This is a genomic window from Streptomyces flavotricini (assembly GCF_020639365.1).
Lineage (GTDB): Bacteria > Actinomycetota > Actinomycetes > Streptomycetales > Streptomycetaceae > Streptomyces > Streptomyces flavotricini.
This window is the reverse complement of record NZ_JAINUL010000001.1, coordinates 7,902,776-7,919,442: the sequence shown is the minus strand read 5'-3', so window position 1 is coordinate 7,919,442 and position 16,667 is coordinate 7,902,776. Positions and strand designations below refer to the sequence as shown.

The window sequence follows — 16,667 nt, the reverse complement described above, 5'->3', positions numbered from 1 at the left end:
GAATCGGAGCGGGCAGCGCCATGAGGATCGGTGTACCGCCTGCGCCGATCCGCCACCCGGGGGTGTCCCATGCCGAAGTACCGAAGCCGCTCGGGGAAGTTCGTCGTCTCCGGGGTCTCTTCCGACGCGCACACCTGGAACCTGGTCTTCCTCCAGCTGATGCTGGAGGAGCGCGGCCACGAGGTGGTCAACCTCGGCGCCTGCCCGCCCGACGACGAGGTCGTCGCGGCCTGCGTGCACGAGCGACCGGACGCCCTGGTGGTCAGCACCGTCAACGGCCACGGCCACATGGACGGCGAACGGCTCGTGCGGACCCTGCGGGCGCACCCGGACCTGGCGGAGCTGCGCGCCGTCATCGGCGGCAAGCTCGGCGTGGACGGCGCGGCCGACCGCCACGTGGACGCGCTGGTGGCGGCGGGCTACGACGCCGTCTTCGCCTCCGAGCACGGGCTGGAGGAGTTCGCGGACTTCCTGCGGGAGCTGCGCCCGCGCCGCCGCGCGCCCGCGGAGCCGGTCGCATGAGCGGGCCCGGCACCGCCGGCGCGGGCCGGTTCGCGGCGCACGTGCGAAGGGCCCGGCAGTCCGGGTCGCTGGTCGTGCAGCCGCGGATGGGCTTCGCCGGCGCGCGCCGGATGCGTGAGGGGCTGCGCGCGGTCCGCGATGTCGCGGCGCCGACGGCGGGCACCGTCACGGTGGACAGCTACACCCGGGTCGGGGAGTACGCGCGGGCGCTGGAGGCGCTGCGCTCCGGGGCGGAGTTGAACGGTTTCCCCCTCGTGGCCCATGGGGCGCGGCGTACGCGTGAGGTACTGGACGGGGTGGCTTCGCAGGACTTCCCGGTCCAGGTGCGGCACGGCTCGGCGCTGGCCGGGCGGCTGGTGGCGACGGCGTGCGCGGCCGGGGCGGACGCCACCGAGGGCGGCCCGGTCTCGTACTGCCTGCCGTACGGGCGGGTGCCGCTGCGGGACTCGGTCAGGGCCTGGGCGCGGTGCTGCGAGCTGATCGCGGCGCGCGCGGAGCCGATGCACCTGGAGACCTTCGGTGGCGGCATGCTGGGGCAGTTGTGCCCGCCGTCGATGCTCGTCGCGCTGAGCGTGCTGGAGGCCTTGTTCTTCCGCGAGCACGGGGTGCGCTCCCTCTCGCTCAGCTACGCGCAGCAGACCCACCCCGGGCAGGACCTGGAGGCGCTCGCCGCGCTGCACCGGCTCGCCGCGGAGCGGCTGGAGGGCGGCCCGGACGGCGGCCCGGACTGGCACGTCGTGCTGTACACGTTCATGGGGGTCTTCCCCCGCTCGGCGGCGGGCGCCCTGCGGCTCCTGGAGGAGAGCGCGCGCCTCGCGGTGCGCGGCGGGGCGGCCCGGCTGGTGGTCAAGACGCCCGCGGAGGCGCACCGGATCCCGACCCTGGACGAGAACGTGGCCGCACTGGAGTTCGCCGCGGCCGTGGCCTCCGACGAGCGGGAGCGGATCCGTGCCCGTACGCGTGCGGGTCTGCGGCCGGCACCCGCCGGGGGCCCCTACGGCGTGTACGAGGAAGCCGCGCTGCTGGTGGACTGCGTGCTGGAACAGGCGCCGACGGTGGGCGAAGCACTGCTGCGGGCCTTCGCGACGGGGCTGCTGGACGTGCCGTACTGCCTGCACCCGGACAACGCGAACCGGGCGCGGGCCGTCCTCGACCCCTGGGGCGTGCTGCGCTGGGCGGACCCGGGCCGGGTCCCGCTCCCCCCGCGGACCCGGCGCGCCGTGTCCGCGGACGCGGCGGTCGGCTCCCGGCAGCTGCTGGACATGCTCGGCTTCAACGAGCGCCGGTTCGACGTGGAGGACGTACTGGGCCGCCGCCTCGCCGACGGGGCGGCGGCATGAACGCCGCCCGGGGCGGGAGCACCCTCGCCGCCGTACGGGCCCGCGGGGCACTGCGCGCCGTCGTCAGCCGGGGTGTGCCCGGCTTGTCGGCGTGCTCGGCACGCGGGGTGTGGTCGGGGCTGGACACCGACGTGGCCCGGGCCGTGGCGGCGGCCGCGCTGGGCGACGGCGAGGCCGTGGAGTGGGTGCCCGCCGATCCGGCGGACCGGCTCCGCGTGCTGGCGGCGGGCGGGGCGGAGCTGACGGTGGCCAACACCACCTGGGCGATGGGCCGCGAAGCCGCCTGGCCGGTCCTGTTCGCCGCCGTGACCTGCTACGACGGTGAGGGCTTCCTCGTTCGAACGGCGGACGGGATCACCGGCCCGGCCGCTCTCGCCGGGCGCGAGGTCGCGGTGCAGGCGGGTACGACCAGCGCCGCCAACCTCGCCGCCTGGTACGGGCCGAGGGGTCTTGCCGTCCGCGTACGCGAGTATCCGACGCCCGCGGCCGCGCTGGCCGGCTACGCCGGCGGCGGGTGCGCCGCGCTCGTGCTGGACCGGGTCGCGCTGGCCGGGCAGCGGGCGCTGCTCCCCGTACCCGGCGGGCACACGGTCCTCCCGGAGACCGTCTCGCGCGAGCCGATGGCCGCCGCCGTCCGCGAGGACGACCCGGGCTGGCTGCGGCTGTGCCGGTGGGTGGTGAACCTGCTGCTGGCCGCCGAGCACGAGGTGGCGCAGGCCGGCCCCGGGGACGGGAACCGCGCCGCCGCCCTGGAGCGGGTGGCCGGGGCGGCGGGCCGGCACGGGCCGGCCGTCGGGCTGGATGCGCGGTGGGCCGCCCGGGTCCTGGCCGCCGTCGGCACCTACGCGGACGTGTACGAGCGCGCGCTGGGCCCGGCCTCCGGGCTGGACGTGCCGCGCGGCCTCAACGAGCTGTGGACCGGTGGTGGTCTGCACTACCCGGTTCCCCTGCACTGAACGACTGAAGATCGAGATCGGAGATTCGTGTGACCCTCGTCAGCGACCCCTCAGCGCCCCGCATCGCCATCATCGGGGCGACCGGCGCGGTCGGCGGCACCCTCGTCGAGCTGTTCGAGGAGCGGAAGCTGCCCTACCGCGAGCTGTACCTGGTGGCCTCGCCGCGCTCCGCCGGCCGGGAGGTGTGCGTGGCGGGCCGCTACTACACCGTGCGGGACCTGGAGGAGTTCGACTTCACCTCGGTGGACCTGGCGTTCTTCTCGGCCGGTACGGCCGTCAGCGAGCGGTGGGTGCCGGTCGCCACGGCCGCGGGCGCCCTCGTCATCGACAACACCCGCGCCTTCCGCATGGACCCGGCGACCCCCCTGGTGGTCCCGCAGGTCAACGCCGCGGAGCTGGACCGGCGGCCGGACAGCGGTACGGTCGCCAACCCGAACTGCTCCACCATCCCGCTGGTGCGGCTGCTGGACGCCGTCGGCCGGCGCTGGGGGCTGCGCCGGGTCGTGGTGAGCACGTACCAGGCGGCTTCCGGGCTGGGGCACTCGGGCATCGAGGAGCTCCAGGAGGCGACCGCGCTCGCGCTCCAGGACCCGGGCGCCGAGCCGCTGTCGAAGCGGTTCACCCCCTCGCTGGCCTTCAACGTGCTGCCGCGGATCGACGAGGTGCTGGAGAGCGGCTTCACCCGCGAGGAGGAGAAGCTGCTGCACGAGTCGCGGCGGATCCTGGGCCTGCCGGGACTGGACGTGACGGCGACGTGCGTACGGGTGCCGGTGGTCAACGGGCACTCGGAGTCGGTGTGGGTGGAGTGCGCCGGCGAAGTCGACCGCGGCGAACTCGTCGCGCTGCTCGGCGCACTGCCCGAGGTGAGCGTGTACGACGGGCCGCAGGCCCAGCCGCCGGTGCCGGCCTCCCTGGAGGACCCGGACCGGGTGCACGTGGGCCGCATCCGCGTCTCGCCGAACGACCCGCGGGGTTTCTGGCTGTGGCTGGTCGCCGACAACCTGCGGGTGGGCGCGGCGCTGAACGCGGTGCAGATCGCGGAGGAACTCCTCGCCCGGGGCACGCTGTGAGCGCGGCGCGGGTCCTCAAGTTCGGCGGGTCGAGCTTCGCCGGGCCGGACGGGTACGAGCGCGTCGCGGACGCGGTCGGCCGCCGGCTGCGGGAGGGGCGCGGCCCGCTGGCCGTGGTGGTGAGCGCGGGTCCGGGCGAGACGGAGGCCCTGCGGGAGCGGCTGCTGGGCATCGACCCGCACCCCGAGGACGAGACCCTGGCCGGGCTGCTGACGCTGGCCGACACGGCGGGCGCGCAGCTGCTGGCCGCGGCCCTGCACCGGGCGGGCGTCGGGTCGGCGGTACTGGCCGGGCAGCAGCTGGGCCTGGTCTCGGACTCGGTGTTCGCGCGGGCCCGGCTGGTGCACACGGATCCGGGGGCGCTGACCGCGGCCCTGGCCCGGCACGAGGTGGTCGTCGTACCGGGCGGGCAGGCCGTGGACGCGCAGGGCCGGCCGACCTGGCTCGGCAAGAACAGCTCGGACCTGTCGGCGGTGGCGGTGGCCGCGGCCGTCGGCGCGCCCGCGTGCGAGATCCACTCGGACGTGGACGGCATCTACAGCGCGGACCCGCACCTGGTGCCGGGGGCGCGGCTGCTGCCGCTGGTCTCCTACGACACGGCCTCGCTGCTGTCGCTGCACGGCGCGAAGGTGATCCACCGGCGGGCGGTGGAGATGGCCCGCAAGTGCGGTGTGGAGCTCGTACTGCGGCACGGGCGGCCGCCGTTCGCGCACGGCACCCGGGTGGGCGCGGCGGGCGAACCGGTACGCGCCGTGGTCCTGAACCGGCGCTCCGTCGCCCTGCGGTACTCCGGCGAGGCCGAGGCCGACCGGGCGTACGCGGCGCTGCGCGCGGCGAACGCGGACGCCGTCCGGCTGGGCGGGGGCCCGCTGGTCGTGGCCGTCGGCGGGTTCCTGGACCTCGCGGAGTTCCACCGCCGCCGGGGCCTGGCCCCCGGATCGGGCGCGGGCGTACCGGTGACGGTGCTGCGCGGCCCGGTGGCGACCACGCATCTGGCGGCCGACGCGGACGGGGCCGTGGCCCTCGCGCGGCGGCTGCACGGCACGTTCGAGAACGGCCCGGCCCCCCGTGCCCGGCCCCTGAGACTCGCAGGAGTTTGACGTCCTCCCCGCCCTGGAGGGAGAGGATTTCTGGCTCACTTCGCCTGGCGCCTAGCAGACACCGGGACTTACAAGATCAGCACCAGCCGGGTTGAGACCAGCCCGGACGAGCATCACGCGCGCGGAATTCCTGTCCCGGGGGGACACCGTTCCGCATGCGGTGCACGTATACGTTCGCTCGGAGAGGGGGATGCGGTGCTTGGCTCTCGCTCCGCACTGTGCACAGTCCATGGTGGTGTGCGCGGGATGGACCAGGTGGACGGCCCGGCCGTGCTTTCGGGCCATCTCGATCAGCGCCGTCTTGGCGGCCGCGATCGCGGCGTCGGCCGCCTTGCGGGCCATGGTCGATCGTGCCAGGAAGCGGGGGCGGAAGTCCTCGACCGCGAGGTGGTCGAAGTCGCGGACGATGCTCTTGGCCCACTTCCGGGCGGTGTCCTGCCGCTGCCGGACGATCTTCTTCGACACCTTGGCCGCGGCCCTGCCGGCCCTCTTGTATCCGGCGCTGTCGGGCGTGTACTTCGGGGTGCGCCGGCGGGCCATCATCCGGTGGTAACGGGCCAGCTTGCTCGCGGCAGTCCTCCCGTGCTCGGCGTGGGGGAGGTCGTGCTCGTCGGACGTGGTGGTCGCCGTCTCGCGAACGCCCCAGTCGATGCCGATCACCGCGCCCGTGGCCGGCAGGGGCTCGGTCGCGGCTTCAACGACGAAGGAGGCATACCAGTGGCCGAGGCTGTCTCGGTACGCCCGCACACTCGTGGGTGCGGACGGCAGATCGCGGGACCACACCACTGTCAGCACCAGCCCGCCCGCCAGGTGGAGACGCCCGTCTTTCAGGCGGAACCCGCGCCGCGTGTAGTTCAGCGTGGGCAGCGCCTCCCGCTTCCGCTTGGTGCGGGGCATACCGGCCCGCTGCCGCATCGGCAGCCCCGCCCCGATGTCCTTCAGCGCCTTCGCACGGGACTTCGCGACATCCCGGATGGTCTGCTGCTGTGGCACGGACGCGCCTTCACGCAGCCAGGCCATCGACTGCCGGGCTTGGGTCAGCATCTCGTCCGGCTCCGCCGGACCGCACGCCGCCTTCTGCCCGTCGGGCCGGTTCAGGCCATTGAGCTTTCGGGACACCGCGACGCACTCGTTCCACACCCATCGGCACCGCGCCCACTCAGCGCCGAGCCAGGAGAGCCCGGTGGACGACACGCGAAGCCGGTATGTGTACCGGACGTGCCCCGCCCCGTTCATGCCATCACTCCCATCGTGCTTTCGATCAAACCATCCGGCCCCACTGACAACGGCGGGTGGGCAAGGTCAGAGCGGCTTCCGCGAAGAACTCCGCTGCTGCGCAGCTCCGGTCCGAAACCCATTCCTCCCCGGCCCGAAGGCCGGGACTTCCCGGGAGAAATCCGATGACGCACATGACCATGACCGTCGCCGACATCCTCGGCACACGGCCGGACAGCGGCTCCACGCTCGCCGTCTGGGACCTGCCCGATTCCGTGCGCGAGGCGGTGGGCCGGGATCTGGCGCGGCTGTCCGACCCGGCCGCGGACCTCGACTGGGCCACGGCCCGCTGCCACCAGGTCTTCGCCCAGTTGCCGACCGAGCTGCTGCGCCGGCTGCTGGACTTCGGCCGGCATCCCGACACGCCGGGGGTGGCGCTGGTCGGGAACCTGCCGCAGGACGCCCTGCTGCCGCCCACCCCGCTCGACGGCGGACCGAGCCCCGCCAAGGGGACGTTCGTCGCCGAGGGGGTGCTGCTGGGGCTGAGCGGACTGCTGGGCGAGCCGGTGGGGATGCTCACCGAGAAGGACGGCCGGATCGTCCACGACGTGGTGCCGGTCCCGGGAGGGGAGCACACCCAGACCAACCAGGGCTCGCGCGCCTTCCTGAACTTCCACAGCGACATCGTCCACGACCCGGCGGGCCGCTACGACCTCGCCAATCCCGACTTCCTGGTGCTGAACTGCCTGCGCGCCGACCACGACGGCGAGGCCGTGACGTACTACGCGGACGCCCGCGACATCGCGGCCTCCCTCGGCGACGACCTGCTGACGACGCTGCGGAGCCCGCTGTTCCGGCTGAACGCCCCGGGCGGCTACACCCGGGCCCACGCCGGCGGCCGCGAGGTGCTCTCCGATCCGGTGCCGCTGATCGGCGGCGCGGCGGCCTTCCCGGAGATCACCGTGGCGGCCAACGGGGTCCGCCCGATGACCACAGCGGCCGGCACGGCGCTGCTGCGGCTCCAGGAGGTCTGCCGTTCGGTGGCGCAGCCGGTGCGGCTGCGGCCCGGGCAGGCCCTGCTGGTCAACAACCGCAAGGGGGTGCACGCCCGTTCGGTGTTCACGCCCCGCTACGACGGGCTGGACCGCTGGGTCCAGCGCACCTACGTACGGCGCAGTCTGTGGACCATCCGCCACCGCGCCTCGCCGACCGCCCGCCGCGTCCACCTGTGAGCCCCCTCAGGCGGCCGCCGCGGCGGCCGCGGCCGCCGGCCGGTAGTACTCGGACATGAAGGCGACGGTCTGCTCGACGAACAGGCGCATCTCCCGCGACAGCTGCTTGCCGCGCCGCCAGGCGAGCTGGGTGAACACCTCGAAGGGCGGCTCCCAGTCGAGGACGGCGAGCTGGCCGCTCTCCACGGCCTCGGCGACGGTCATCGACGGCAGCAGGCTGATGCCGAGGCCCGCGGCCACGCCCCGTTTGATGGACTCGATGTTGCCGAACTCCAGGAAGGACACCGGCTCGCCCGAGCCGTCGTTCAGCTCGGCCTCGAACAGCTCGCGGTAGGCGCAGCCGGCCTCGGGGGCGAGGACGGCGGCCGTGCGCAGGTCCTGCGTCGTGAGGGAACGGGCCAGGGCGAGGGGGTGGCCGGGAGCGGCCACCACGGACAGCGGCTCGGAGCCCAGGACGGCGGTCTGCACCCCGGAGTGCTCCGTCTCGGCCTCCATCAGGAAGCCCAGGTCGAAGGAGCCCTGGCGCAGCGAGTGGCAGGTCTCGGCGCACAGGCTGGGGCGGAGCACCAGCTGCAGCAGCGGGTAGCGGTGGTGGAAGTACTCCAGGACCGGGGGCATCCGGTAGGAGATCAGGCTCTCCATGGTGCCGATGGTCAGGACCCCGGAGGGGTCTCCCAGACCGGCGGTCACGCCCCGCGCCTCGTCGGCGAGGGAGAGGATCTGCTCCGCGTACGGCATCAGGCGCTCACCGGCCGGGGTGAGCTGGATCTTGCCGCGGAGGCGTTCGAAGAGCTCGACGCCGAGGGAGATCTCCAGTCCCTTGATCTGCGCGGTGACGCTGGACTGGGCGTACTTGAGCTCGGTGGCGGCCCGCGTGAAGCTGAGCAGTGTCGCCACCCGGTGGAAGGTCGTCAGCTGTCGGATGTCCACGTGGTCTCCCGCGGGTTCGGAGCCGGCTGCCTCGGTGTCCGGCCCGGTCAGCCCCAGCCCATGTCGTCGCCCGTGCCGCTGCCGGTGCCGCCGGTGCCCGTGCCGGGGGCCGGCTGGGTGACCCCCGTCGGGACGGGGGCGTCGGCGAGGACCGTGGTGGTCACGGCGCCGCCGACGGGCAGGAGGCACAGGGCGGCGAGGGCGACGGTGGCGGCGATCGGGGCGAAGCGGGCGCGGAGCATGAGCGGTCCCATCCAGGAGTCGGGGTGAGGTACTCGAACTCCCCTCGCACGTCCCGCGGTTGACGTGGTTCGGGGGGTTTCTGCCGAGTTGGGCGGCGGCTGTTTTCCGCCGTGGCTCAAGCATCCTTCGAGCGGTGGGTGCAGGTGAAGGGAAACCGGGTGGCCTGATTGGGCCCTGGCCCTTTCAGTCCACCGGGCGACATGACGGTGGCGCGGGGCCTCGCTGGGTGGTTTCATCCCCTCGATCGGCAGGTTGTCGTTTGGCATGATCAGGGCGGAGCGACCAGTCCGCTCTGTTCAGCAGGGGGATCCAGTGCTTGAGTCATTGGGGTTGGACGGCCCCACAGAATCCGTCTACCGCACGATGCTGGCCCATCCGGGGGACGACGCGACCGCGTTGGCGAAACGGCTGGGCTGGACCGAAGAGGACATCCGCCGTGCCTGGGGGCGGCTGGCCGAGCTGTGTCTGGTGGTGCAGGACCGGGCGGACTTCCCGGACCACCCGCGCGCGGTCAGCCCCGAGCTGGGGCTGGAGCACCTGCTGGCCCGCCAGCAGGCGGAGTTCGCGGCGCACCGCCAGCGCATCGCCGCCTCCCGGGCGGCCGCGTCCCAGCTCATCTCGGAGTACGCGGGCCTCCAGCCGGCCGCGTCGCAGACGGGGGTGGAGCACCTCAACGGGGTGGAGGAGATACGGGCCCGGCTGGCCCGTTTCACCAACGAGGTGGAACAGGAGGTGATGGCCTTCGTGCCCGACGGGGGCCAGAGCGAGGAGAACATGGCCGCCGCCAGGCCGTTGAACGAGCGCCTGCTCAAGCGCGGCGTGGTGATGCGCACCATCTACGTCGACGCGGTCCGCAACAGCCCGCCGACGGTGGAGCACGCGAACTGGCTGACCGGCCAGGGCGGCCAGGTGCGTACGGTGGCCACCCTCCCGACCCGGATGACGATCCTGGACCGCAAGACCGCGATCATCCCGCTCAACAGCGAGGACAGCCTGGCCGGGGCCGTGGTGCTGACCGGCCACGGGACGCTGACCGCGCTGTGCACGCTCTTCGAGGGCGTGTGGGACCAGGCCCAGCCCTTCGGCGAGGCCGTCCAGCCCCGGGGGAGCGAGGACGGCCTCAGCCGGCAGGAGCAGGCCGCGCTGCGACTGCTGGCCGAGGGGCACACCGACGAGGGGATCGCCAAGCGGCTGGGGGTCTCGCACCGTACCGCCCGCCGGATCGCGACGGTCCTGATGGAACGCCTCGGCGCGCGGAGCCGGTTCGAGGCCGGCGTCCGCGCGGTCCGCTGCGGCTGGCTCCCCTACGAGTAGGCCGTACGGGAGCCGGGGCGCCCGGATTACGCCCGGGGCTCGCGCAGCGAGGTGAAGGCGCCCGCGCGGTAGAGGAGGGGGAGCCGGTCCGCCGGGCCCGGGTCCCCCGTGACCAGTTCGGCCACCACGATGCGGTGGTCGCCCGCCGGCACGCGGGCGGTCACCCGGCAGACCAGCCAGGCGAGGACCCCGGAGAGCACCGGGGTCCCGCAGGGACCGGTGGACCAGTCGGCCGCGGCGAACCGGTCGGCGCCGCTGCGGGCGAAGACGGAGGCCAGCGCGGCCTGGTCCTCGCCCAGCAGGTGCACCGCGACGTGCTCGGCGGCGGCCAGCGCCGGCCAGCTGGAGGCCCCGTTCGAGACGGCGAACGCCAGGGCGGGCGGGTCGGCCGAGACCGAGATCAGCGAGGTGGCGGTGAACCCGTGGGGGCGGCCGTCCGCCCCGCGGGCGGTGATCACCGCGACCCCGGCGGCGTGCTGGCGGAAGACCGACCGCAGCAGGGTGTCGAGTGCGGGCCGCGTGGCCCGCGGGGTCTCCATGACGGTCATCCGAGGCGGCTTTCCGGGAGCAGTTCGCCGAGCGCGGCGGCGATGTCCTTGGCGCCGGTGCCCTGCATGACGGTGAAGTGGGTGCCGGGGACGAGCCGGGTGCGGACCGGGCCGTCGGCGTGCCGCTCCCAGCCCTCGCGGAACCAGTCCAGGTCGCCCGGGTCGTCGGCGACGAGCAGTTCCACGGGCCCGCGGTAGGGGGTGGCCCGCCAGGTGGAGGCCGCCCGGGTCATGGCGGTGAACATGCGGGCCCGGGCCAGGATCTCCGCGTCCTCCCCGTCGCGGACCAGGCCCGCCTCGGCGAGCCGGCCGAGGACGGCCTCGTAGGCGGCCTCCCGCGGCAGGGCGCGAACCGTCTCCGGGTCGGTGTGCAGCGGAGGCCGGCCCATGGAGAGGGCGAAGCTGTCGGCGAAGGCGCACACCGACTCGGCGTGGCCGAGCGGCTGCGGCAGCTGGGCCGGGGGCTGGGTGTCCACCAGGGCCAGCAGGGCCACCTCGGCGCCCTCGGCCTGGAGCAGCGAGGCCAGCGCCCAGGCGATGCCGCCGCCCAGCGACCAGCCGAGCAGGTGGTACGGGCCTTCCGGCTGCACCTCGCGGATCGCGTCGCGGTAGCGGTGCGCGAGCTCGTCGAGGGAGTCCTCGGGGGCACCGGGGACGATGGGCGCGGCGTCGATCCCGTAGACGGTCCGGTCCTCTTCGAGGTGCTGGGCCAGCGGGAAGTAGGAGGCGGAGGTTCCGGTGCTGGAGTGGACGCAGAACAGCGGGGGCAGCTGCGCGGAGCCGGAGCCGGACTTGAGGAGGGTCAGGGTGCCGCCCGGTGCGGGCACGGCGCCCGCCGTGGACGCCGAGGCGGCCTCCTGGTCGGCGACGGCGGCCAGTTCGGCCACGGTCTGGTGCTGGAAGAGCTGGCGGGCGGTGATGCGCACGCCGCGCTTGGTGGCGAAGTCGACGGCCCGGATGACGGTGATGGAGTGTCCGCCGAGGTCGAAGAAGTTGTCGTGGATGCCGACCGAGGGGACCTCCAGGAGCTGCTGCCACACCTCGGCGAGGATCTGCTGGGTGGGCGTGACCGGCGCCTGGCCGGGGCCGTCCGCGGCCGCGGCGGACGGGTCGGGCAGCTTGAAGCGGTCCACCTTCCCGTTGGCGTTGAGCGGGAGCGCGTCCAGCACGGTGTAGCGGGCGGGCACCATGAACTCGGGCAGCCGCTCGCGCAGGTGGGCGCGGAGTTCGTCGGCGACGGGGGCTCCTCGGCCGGGAGCGGCCACCAGGTAGGCGGCCAGGTACTGGGCGCCGGCCGGGCCGCGGGCGGCGACCACGCAGGAGCCGATGCCGGGGTGGTCGCGCAGGGCGGTCTCGACCTCGCCGAGTTCGACGCGGTAGCCGCGGACCTTGACCTGGTCGTCGCCCCGGCCGAGGAACTCCAGACGGCCGTCGGGCAGCCATTTGGCGAGGTCGCCGGTGCGGTACATGCGGGCGCCGGGTGCCCGGTCCTGGCGGAACGGGTCGGGCAGGAACCGCTCGCGGGTCAGCTCCGGCAGGTTGTGGTAGCCGCGGGAGACGCCGTCGCCGCCGATGTGGAGCTCGCCGGGCACGCCGACGGGCAGCGGGGCCCCGTGCGCGTCGAGGACGTAGACGGCGGTGTTGGCGATGGGGGTGCCGACGGGGACGGTGGGGGCCTCGGTGTCGGCGCCGTCGATGGGTGACGAGGTGGACCAGACGGTGGTCTCGGTCGGCCCGTACATGTTGTGGAAGCTGGCGCCGGTGGCCTCGCGCAGCCGCAGGGCCAGCGCGGTGGGCACGGCCTCGCCGCCGACGAGCAGGACGTCGAGGCCGCCGAGGGCCTCGCGGGCCGCGCCGGAGGGGTCGTCGAGCATCAGCTGGGCGAGGGAGGGCGTGCACTGCAGGTGGGTGACCCCGTGCTCGGCGATCAGCTCGGCGAGGGAGGCGTTGTGGCCGGACCTCGTGGACGGCCCGGTCGCCTGCCGGGCCTGCCCCAGCGGGGCATTGGCGAGGACGCGCAGCCGGTCGAGGTGTTCCAGGCCGCCCAGTACGTCGTCGGCGTCGATGCCGAAGTCGACGAGGCAGGCGAGTTCGTCGACGCCGATGGCGGAGAGCTTGTCGATCAGCTCCAGGCAGTCCTCGGGGGTGCCGAACAGGCCGCTGGTGTGCACGTACCGGTCGAAGGCGTGACCGAGGAGGGCGTCGAGGTCGTCCTCGCCGATGTTGCGGGGGTCGACGTCCACGCCCATGCGCTGGCCGAGCACCCGGACCAGGTCCAGGGAGGTGCGCAGGTAGTCGATGAACGGCTCGCGGACCAGGGCCAGGGCCCGGTCGCGGTCCTCGTCGAGGAAGGTGTGCAGCATCAGGGTGACCTTGCCGCCCTCGGTGCCGAACTTCTCGCGCCAGGTGTCGTGGTAGAGCCGGATGGATGCGGCGAGCTGGTCGAGGTCCTGGCCCAGCAGGTGGGTGAGGATGTTGGCGCCCTGTTCGGCGGCGGCCTGGAAGGTCGCGGGGGTGCCGCCGGAGGAGAGCCAGACGGGCAGTTCGGCCTGGACGGGGCGGGGCCGGATGCGGACCTCGACGTCCTTGCCGTTGCCGGCGGTCAGCGTGGCCGACTCGCCGCGCCACAGCGACCGTACGGTCTGCACGCCGTCGATCATGACCTGCTTGCGGTCCTCGTAGTTCTCGGGGGCGAAGACGAAGTCGTCGTGGAGCCAGCCGGAGGCGAAGGCCATGCCGACGCGGCCGCCGGAGAGGTTGTCGACGACGGACCACTCCTCGGCCACCCGCACCGGGTGGTGCAGCGGCATGACCACGCTGCCGGAGCGGATCGCGATGTTCTCCGTGACCATGGCCAGGGCGGCGGCGGTCACCGAGGGGGCCGGGTAGAGGCCGCCGAAGGCGTGGAAGTGGCGTTCGGGGGTCCACACGGCGGAGAAGCCGTGCCGGTCGGCGAACTTGGCGCCCTCCAGCAGCAGCCGGTAGCGGTTGCCGCCGGGGGCGTCGTCACCTGCGTCGCTGGCGAAGTAGAAGAGGCCGAACTCCATGGGGCGGGTGCGCGGGGCGGGGGCGGAGCGCAGCAGCTCGTGCGGGCGGCCGGAGGCCACGACCACCTTGAAGCCGCGGGTCAGCGTCCAGAACATCTCGACCTCGGACATGTCGAAGGAGATGCTGCTGATCGCGAGCCAGGTGCCCGGCGAGTGCTCGCCGACCCGGTCGTCGAGACCGCGGAAGAGGTTGAGGAGCTGGGCGTGCTCGACCATGACGCCCTTGGGCTTTCCGGTGGAGCCGGAGGTGTACGTGACGTACGCGAGGTCGTGCGCGCCGACGGTGACGCCCGGGTCGGTGTCGGGGACGTCATCGAGGGCGTCGGCCGACAGGTCGAGCAGGACGGGACCTGCGCCCTCGGCGAGGGCGGCCGCGGCGGTCAGCCGGGCGGTGCTGTCCGCGTCGACGAGGACGGCGGCGGGGCGGGCGTCGCCGAGGACGTGGCCGAGGCGGGCCGCCGGGTAGTCGGGGTCGAGGGGGACGAAGGCGGCTCCGGACTTGAGGACGCCCAGGAGGCCGGCGGGCATGTCGAGGCCGCGGGAGAGGCAGACGCCCACGAGGGTGCCGGGTCCGGCGCCGAGGGCGCGCAGGCGGTGGGCGATCCGGTTGGCGCGCCGGTCCAGGGCCGCGTAGTCGAGGGTGGCGCCCCGGTGGACGACCGCGGTGGCCGCGGGGGTGCGGGCGACCTGGGCGGCGAAGGCCGCGGGGACTCCGCCGGCGGTCTCGACGGGGACGGCGGTGTCGTTCCAGTGGACCAGGATCCGCTCGTGCTCGGCTGGGGTGAGCACGGCGAGCTCGGACAGGCGCGCGTCGGGGCGGGAGACGGCGCTCTCCAGGACCCGGCGGTAGTGGCCGAGCATCCGCTCGATGCGGTCGCCGTCGTGGAGTTCGGTGGCGTACTCGGTCATCAGGTCGACGCCGCCGGTGGAGCGCTCGGAGAGGCCGATCGTCCAGTCGAACTTGGTGGTGCCCATGTGCAGGGGCAGGCCGGTGAGTTCGATGTCCCCCATGCGGACGGTCTCCACGGGGGTGCCCAGCTGGTAGACCGCGTGCTGGAAGAGCGGGTTGCGGCTCTGGTCGCGCTCGGGCCGCAGCTCGCCGACGAGCTGGTCGAAGGGGAGTTCCTGGTGCTTGTGCGCGTCGGAGACGGCGTCGCCCGTACGGGCCAGCAGCTCGCGGAAGGTGGGGTCGCCCGCGGTCGAGGTGCGCAGCACGACGGTGTTGGCGAAGTAGCCGATGAGCGGCTCGAACTCGGTGCGGGTGCGGCCGGAGAAGACGGAGCCGAGCGCGATGTCGTCCTGGCCGGTGTAGCGGGACATCAGGGCGGCGAGTCCGGCGACGGCCACCGGCAGCAGCCGGGTCCGCTCGCTGCGGGCGAGGGCCTCCAGGTCGCGGTGGAGCGCCGGTTCCAGGTACGCGCCGACCTCGGCGCCGGTCCACTTCGGGTCGGCGGGGCGCGGCCGGTCGGAGGGGAACTGCAGGGCGGGCAGCCCCTCCAGGCGCTCGCGCCAGTACGCCAGCGAGCGGGCCCCGGCCTCGCCGGCCAGCCGCTCCCGCTGCCATACGGCGTAGTCGGCGTACTGGATGGGCAGTTCGGGCAGGACGGGGGCGCGGCCGGCCCGCCCGGCCAGGTAGCACTCGGTGAGCTCCTGCACCATGCGGGTGGTGGACCAGCCGTCGGTGGCGATGTGGTGCATGGACAGCACCAGGACGTGCTCGTCGGGGCCCTGCTTGGCGAGGGTGGCGCGCAGCATCGGGCCGGCCGACAGGTCGATGCGGCGGCGGGCCTCGCGGGAGGCGGTCTCGCGGGTGCGCGCCTCGCGTTCGGCCGCGGGCAGGCCGGAGAGGTCGAGCAGCTCCAGGGCGGCGGGCGCGGGCGCGTCGACGATCTGGCGGGGGCCGTCGGGGGTGGCGAGGTAGCGCGTGCGCAGGGTCTCGTGCCGGGCGACGACGGTGCTCAGGGCGGAACGCAGCAGGGGCACGTCGAGGGGGCCGCGCAGGCGCAGCGCGAGCGGGGTGTTGTAGAAGGCCAGCCCGTCGGACCACTGGTCGAGGAACCACAGGCTCTGCTGTACGGAGGACAGCGGCAGGGGCTCCTCGCGGCCGGCGGCGGCGATGCGGTCGCTGTCCTGCCGCGGCTCACGGTTGGCGCGCAGCTCCCCCAACAGCGCGGCGCGCTGCTGCGGGGTGAGCTGTGCCAGTCGGTCGTTGACGTTTCGCGGCATGCCGGGGCTCCTCGTCGACGTGTGTGTCTGGCCCGAAGCCTCCCCGGGACGGGCGCGCCGGTGGAGTCGGGGGAAATCCGGACTCCTTCGGCGCGGCCCGGACCGGCAGCGTGATCGCCGGTCATACGCATCATTTCTGAAGGGGCGATCGTGACAAGTACGGGAGTGACCGCGCCGGACAAGGCAGTCCGGACCCGACCGCCGGCCGGCGACTGCGCCGACGGCCTGGCCCGGGAGACGGCCCGGGCCGGCTTCACCTGCCTGCGCCGCGACCGGATCCGGCACCTGCTGGCGGCGGACGCCCTGGAGGATTTCCGCGCGGCCTGGGAGGACCTGGAGCTGGACACCGGCATCCCCGGCGGGAAGCTGTTCCGGCTGCGCCGCTACGGGCGGCTGCGGGTGGAGGTGGAGGCGGACGGCACGGCCTCGTTCACGCCGCTGCCGCACGCCTCGTTCCGCCAGGACGTGATCCACATGTGGCGGGGGCAGGACCGGGTGTTCGCGCCGATCGCCCCCGAAGTGCTCCTGCACGAGGGCATGCTGGCGCTGGTCGGGCTGGACGCCCGGGCGGCCGCGCGGCTGAGCGGCACCACCTCCTGGGAGGTCGGCGTCCACCTGATCCGCATCCTGGCCGAGCCGGGCGGCGAGGGCGAGCCGACTCCGGAGGGCCGCCACCGCGACGGGCACGCGTACGTCGGGATGCACCTGCTGCGCCGGGACCGGTGCGGCGGCGGGCTCTCGACGGTGCACCCGGAGGGCGGCGAGCCGGTCCGGCTGACGCTGCTCGACCCGCTGGACTCGATGTTCGTCGACGACGCCCGGGTGACGCACGAGGTGTCCCCGATCAGCCCGCTGGACGGCACGGCGGTGCGCGACATGCTGCTGGTGGACCTCAACCCGGCCGTCGCGGCCGGCGGGTGACGC

General features: G+C 74.2%; 13 protein-coding genes. 8 read left to right on the top strand and 5 right to left on the bottom strand.

The genetic code is table 11. From position 1 onward, the window contains the following. Positions 1-69: 69 nt before the first annotated feature. Genes K7B10_RS36205 through K7B10_RS36185 form a run of 5 tightly spaced genes read left to right on the top strand, consistent with a single transcriptional unit; the run spans position 70 to position 4,988 of the window. Positions 70-522 carry a cobalamin B12-binding domain-containing protein gene (locus tag K7B10_RS36205; protein ID WP_229343286.1) on the top strand — a complete coding sequence of 151 codons (453 nt, stop codon included), beginning with the start codon at positions 70-72 and terminating at the stop codon, positions 520-522. Continuing rightward, on the top strand, positions 519-1,862 hold the full coding sequence (locus K7B10_RS36200) for a methylaspartate mutase (protein ID WP_229343284.1): 1,344 nt from the start codon (positions 519-521) through the stop codon (positions 1,860-1,862). The genes K7B10_RS36205 and K7B10_RS36200 overlap by 4 nt, the downstream gene beginning before the upstream one ends. After that, entirely contained in the window at positions 1,859-2,818 is a 960-nt protein-coding gene (locus K7B10_RS36195; protein ID WP_229343281.1) for a type 2 periplasmic-binding domain-containing protein, read from the top strand. The genes K7B10_RS36200 and K7B10_RS36195 overlap by 4 nt, the downstream gene beginning before the upstream one ends. A 29-nt stretch (positions 2,819-2,847) precedes the next feature. Continuing rightward, positions 2,848-3,888: an aspartate-semialdehyde dehydrogenase gene (locus K7B10_RS36190; protein ID WP_229343280.1), complete on the top strand. Its 1,041-nt coding sequence runs from the start codon at positions 2,848-2,850 to the stop codon at positions 3,886-3,888. Next, positions 3,885-4,988, top strand: a complete 1,104-nt coding sequence (locus K7B10_RS36185) for an amino acid kinase family protein (RefSeq protein WP_229343277.1) — start codon at positions 3,885-3,887, stop codon at positions 4,986-4,988. Before K7B10_RS36190 ends, K7B10_RS36185 begins: the two co-directional genes overlap by 4 nt. Positions 4,989-5,039: 51 nt before the next feature. Here the strand turns inward: K7B10_RS36185 and K7B10_RS36180 are convergent, their stop codons facing one another. Further along, entirely contained in the window at positions 5,040-6,224 is a 1,185-nt protein-coding gene (locus K7B10_RS36180) for an RNA-guided endonuclease InsQ/TnpB family protein (RefSeq protein ID WP_229343275.1), read from the bottom strand. 164 nt (positions 6,225-6,388) lie between these two features. Between K7B10_RS36180 and K7B10_RS36175 the strand changes: the two genes are divergently transcribed. Continuing rightward, the gene (locus K7B10_RS36175) at positions 6,389-7,435 is read left to right on the top strand and encodes a Fe(II)-2OG oxygenase family protein (protein WP_229343273.1); all 1,047 of its coding nucleotides are present in this window, start codon (positions 6,389-6,391) and stop codon (positions 7,433-7,435) included. A gap of 6 nt (positions 7,436-7,441) precedes the next feature. Here K7B10_RS36175 and K7B10_RS36170 read toward each other — a convergent pair whose 3' ends face one another. Further along, a complete protein-coding gene (locus K7B10_RS36170; protein ID WP_229343271.1) occupies positions 7,442-8,365 on the bottom strand; it encodes a LysR family transcriptional regulator in 924 nt (307 codons plus the stop codon). Positions 8,366-8,412: 47 nt separating this feature from the next. After that, the gene (locus K7B10_RS36165) at positions 8,413-8,607 is read right to left on the bottom strand and encodes a hypothetical protein (protein WP_229343269.1); all 195 of its coding nucleotides are present in this window, start codon (positions 8,605-8,607) and stop codon (positions 8,413-8,415) included. Positions 8,608-8,920: 313 nt separating this feature from the next. On the opposite strand from K7B10_RS36165, the gene K7B10_RS36160 reads away from it, so the two are divergent. Continuing rightward, positions 8,921-9,922, top strand: coding sequence for a helix-turn-helix domain-containing protein (locus K7B10_RS36160; protein WP_229343267.1), 1,002 nt, complete (start codon positions 8,921-8,923; stop codon positions 9,920-9,922). Between the two features lie 26 nt (positions 9,923-9,948). Here the strand turns inward: K7B10_RS36160 and K7B10_RS36155 are convergent, their stop codons facing one another. Both K7B10_RS36155 and K7B10_RS41050 read right to left on the bottom strand, forming a co-directional pair. Beyond that, complete coding sequence (locus K7B10_RS36155) at positions 9,949-10,470, bottom strand: flavin reductase family protein (protein ID WP_229343265.1); 522 nt, start codon at positions 10,468-10,470, stop codon at positions 9,949-9,951. After that, positions 10,467-15,743, bottom strand: coding sequence for a MupA/Atu3671 family FMN-dependent luciferase-like monooxygenase (locus K7B10_RS41050; RefSeq protein WP_267501543.1), 5,277 nt, complete (start codon positions 15,741-15,743; stop codon positions 10,467-10,469). The genes K7B10_RS36155 and K7B10_RS41050 overlap by 4 nt, the downstream gene beginning before the upstream one ends. 150 nt (positions 15,744-15,893) lie before the next feature. On the opposite strand from K7B10_RS41050, the gene K7B10_RS36135 reads away from it, so the two are divergent. Beyond that, a complete protein-coding gene (locus tag K7B10_RS36135) occupies positions 15,894-16,664 on the top strand; it encodes a 2OG-Fe dioxygenase family protein (protein ID WP_229343263.1) in 771 nt (256 codons plus the stop codon). Positions 16,665-16,667 lie beyond the last annotated feature (3 nt).